The 1,938-nt window shown below is 65.8% G+C and carries 1 pseudogene; it reads right to left on the bottom strand.

Going from position 1 to position 1,938, the window contains the following annotated elements:
* Nucleotides 1-235: 235 nt before the first annotated feature.
* A pseudogene (locus EPD66_RS23750) lies at nucleotides 236-1,938 on the bottom strand (hypothetical protein); the annotation flags it as partial.

Genomic DNA, 1,938 nt, shown 5'->3' with positions numbered 1-1,938 from the left:
CCGGAATCCGCGGCGGCATGGATTCCCGCTTGCGCGGGAATGACGAGGAAAACAAGGGGCTTCTCCACAGTCTTGGTGTCTTTGTGTCTTGGTGGCCCCCATGCGCCATGAAGAAACAAATAAGGCACCAAGAGGGGCCGGGTAGAGCCATGCATTCCGGACATGAAAAAATCCCCGCCGGTTGCCCGGCGGGGAAGAGAGGCCCGGACGCTGGGGCGTCCGGGAGAGGGGAGGGTCAGGTGGTGACGGTGATTTCGTCTTCTTCCACCGGCGTCAGTTGGGCGATCGAGGTGAAGCTGGCGCCGCTTTCGACCTGTTGCAGCATGCCGTTTTCGATGCTCCACAGGCTGGCGTCTTCCTCGCCGGAGCTGGAAACCAGCAGCAGCTGATCTTCCTGGGCGATGATGTCCTGGATGTTGCCGCCGTCGGGGAGCTCGACCTGGATCAGTTCATCGCTTCCAGGCACCAAGCACCACAATTGCTGGGCTTCCTGGCCGTTTTCACTGCCGGTCGCAGTGGCGGAGGCTTCGCCAGAGCCGGCGGAATCGTTGCCGACCACCTGGGTGGTGGCGCCGCCGCCGTTACTGCCCTGGCCGCCGGTGGTGCTGACGAAGAGGACGTCGCCCACGGCGGTCAACTGGACGGGCTGCCCGGCCTCGTCAGGCAGGTCGAAGGAGTCGAGGCCCTGGCCGTTCCACTGCCAGATCTGGGCGGCACCGTTCTCCGTCGAATCGGCGACGAAATAGACATTACTGTCGCCCGCCACCAGTTCGCGGGGATTCTCCAGGCCCTCTTCGCCTTCGATGGCCTCGGCGACCAGTTCAGGGCTGCTGCCCCGGCCTTCCCAGCTCCACAATTCGCGGCCCTGGTCTTCCGTTTCGGCGAAGAAGTACAGGGTGCCGTCGGCGGCAGCGGTCAGATGGGACGGATTGCTGCCTTCATCGCCTTCGGCGATATCGGCCACCTGTTCCAGCTGCTGGCCGTCGAAGGACCACAATTCGCGGCCGGAGCTGCCGTCATCGGCCGAGAAGACCAAGGCATCGCCGGTATCGACCAAATCCCGCGGCTGCGGAGCCGTGTCGTCGTCATCGAAGGCTTCGAAACGGCTGAGTTCGTTGCCGTCCCACAGCCACAGATGATTGCCGTCGGGCAGGTCGGTTTCGCCTTCGGGAGCGGGGGCGCTGATGAGAGCCGTGCTTTCATCGACAGCGGCGATCTCGATGCCGTTGTCCTCGCCATTGCCGGAGGCGCCGCCACTGAAGCTGGCGATTTCGCTGGCGCTCTGGCCGTCATAGGTCCACAGCGACTGGGAACCATCGGCGGAGGCCTGGAAGAAGATGCTATCGCCTGCCGCCATCAGGTTGGAGGCCTGATAGCCGCCGCTGCCGGCGCCGATATTGACGCTGTTCAGGCTGCTGCCGTCCCATTCCCAAACGCCGGGCGTCGAGCCATCGGTGCCGACGAAATAGGCCGTGCCATCCGCGGCCACCGCCAGATCGCCGGTCACCCCATCGCCCGAGCCGGGATTGGCATCGACGGCGATGCGGGCGGACTGCCCATCCGTCGACCACAATTCGCGGCCGTTATCCTCGGTGGTGCCGGCGAAGAAAGCGACGGGCTGAGCGGGTTCGCCCGTCGGCGGTTCCTCGCCATCCGTTGGTGGCTGTTCACCGTCGGTCGGCGGTTCCTCGCCATCCGTCGGGGGCTGTTCGCCGTCGGTCGGCGGTTCCTCGCCATCCGTTGGTGGCTGTTCACCGTCGGTCGGCGGTTCCTCGCCATCCGTCGGGGGCTGTTCGCCGTCGGTCGGCGGTTCCTCGCCATCCGTCGGGGGCTGTTCGCCGTTGGTCGGCGGTTCTTCACCGTCCGTCGGCGGCTGTTCGCCGTCGGTCGGCGGTTCCTCGCCATCCGTCGGGGGCTGTTCGCCGTTGGTCGGCGGTT

The organism is Telmatospirillum sp. J64-1 (genome assembly GCF_006980715.1).
In the GTDB taxonomy this organism is placed as follows: domain Bacteria; phylum Pseudomonadota; class Alphaproteobacteria; order Rhodospirillales; family Magnetospirillaceae; genus Oleiliquidispirillum; species Oleiliquidispirillum nitrogeniifigens.
Note: the sequence above shows the minus strand (reverse complement) of the source record. Positions and strands in the feature narration are given on the sequence as shown.